The organism is Sporosarcina sp. Y1004 (genome assembly GCF_057669665.1).
The window spans coordinates 1-1,672 of sequence record NZ_JBYHFQ010000056.1 but is presented as its reverse complement, the minus strand read 5'-3'; the positions used below and the strand labels follow the sequence as shown (position 1 = coordinate 1,672).

Annotated in this window: 1 protein-coding gene; it reads right to left on the bottom strand. The window is 40.6% G+C overall.

Annotated elements, in window-relative coordinates; genetic code table 11:
- Positions 1–372: 372 nt before the first annotated feature.
- Positions 373–1,650 (bottom strand): IS110 family RNA-guided transposase, encoded by a 1,278-nt coding sequence (locus tag AC25Y6_RS19565; RefSeq protein ID WP_488144200.1) that lies wholly within the window; start codon positions 1,648–1,650, stop codon positions 373–375.
- Between the last annotated feature and the right edge of the window lie 22 nt (positions 1,651–1,672).

Genomic DNA, 1,672 nt, shown 5'->3' with positions numbered 1-1,672 from the left:
CTCCCTCTATAAACATTGATGTATCAACGGCTTACACTACTTCATGATGTAGAATAAATATTTTTCACGCATTTCATAAACAGAGTCTTGAATTTCTTGTTTTTATTACCAAATAGAGCGTATGCTTCGCTAAAACTAATGGAAATAATTAGCTTTTTCATCCAATATGTGATGCACAATGGATCTCTGCGATACTTATGACGACGTACCCTCCCATGTCTCTTAGCGTCAATGCGCTTACATTCCTTCGTTCGGTCTATTCATAAGGCAGAGGCCTGCTAAGCTGCCCCAGGGACTCATAGTCTTAGTTTAGTTATTTTGCTGGCTTCTCCGTGTCATCCTTCTGGTATAGCTCTCGCTGTTAAGAAATGTTTACGCTGTCTCTGAGAGACAGTGGAGATCTTTCATCATATATTGTTCGTTAAAACAGACTTTCTTTTTGCAAATACCATGTAATATCTTCAGTAATTTACCACAGAGAACTACCATCGACTGCTTCCCACGCAAGGGATTTTGTTGGCGAGTGGTGTAGTATTCATGAAGCCGTTTAAACGCTTCGTTATGACGAATGAGTGGCACCATTACTTTGAAAAGAATATACCTGAGTTTCTTCCGTCCTCGTTTCGAAATATGTTTTTGTCCCTTATGTTGACCAGACGAGTTTTCACGTAATGTTAATCCCGCTAGTTTGATAAGTTGGCGTGGATTTTCATAAAGTGAAAAGCTTCCTACTTCTGAAAGTAAATCAACAATCGTCGCATCTCCTAAACCAGGTACGGAAGTGAGTAACTCATATTCCATTGTTGTTTGTGCCATTTCGGCTAATTGACTGTTCACAGATGCAATTTCGGATTCTAATAAGCGATACTGACGTAGGAGCGTGGCGATTTCATGTCGGGCCATCTGTTCTCCTTCTGTCAGTCCAATCGATTTAGTCGATGCTTCAATGAGAAGCTTTGCTTTAGGTAACTGTGGCGTCCTCATCCCCTCTACCTCACGGTATAGAAAGACCAATTCCTCAGCTGTTTTCCCTTTAATATCCTGTGGAAATGGCGTCACTTCCAAGGCGGCCAGCGCCATCTTTCCAAAAGACGGAAAGACTTGAGTAAACTCTGGAAAATAACGATCAAGCCAACGGATGATTCGATTTTTAATACTCGCTAAATCTTCCGTTAACTTTGAACGGAGAGTAGAACCAATACGCAGTTCAGCGTCTACCTCTTTTAACAAACGTGGATAGCTAAAACGACCATCTTTCAATAAGCGTGCGATGACCAACGCATCTTTTTTGTCGTTCTTTGTTTGTAAATTATCGTCCAATTCCTTCGAACGTTTGACGTGCATTGGATTCACCATGACGAGTGGAATGCCATAGTTATCTAAGAAATAAGCCAAGTTCATCCAATAGTGGCCTGTTGGCTCAATTCCAACGATAACGTCTGTTTTCTTAGCTTCCTTCATCGTTTGACGAATCTTTTCATACAAACTTTCAAAGCCTTCTTTTGATTGATGTACCGCAAAGGCTTTTTCAATCACACGCCCTCGTTCATCGACAAAGCACGCATAATGAACACGCTTGGCAATATCCATACCGACAACGAGTGTATGTTCTGTCACTTGATTAATTTTTTCATTGCATTTAAACTGCATAAAGAAGTCCTCCTTGTTTGAT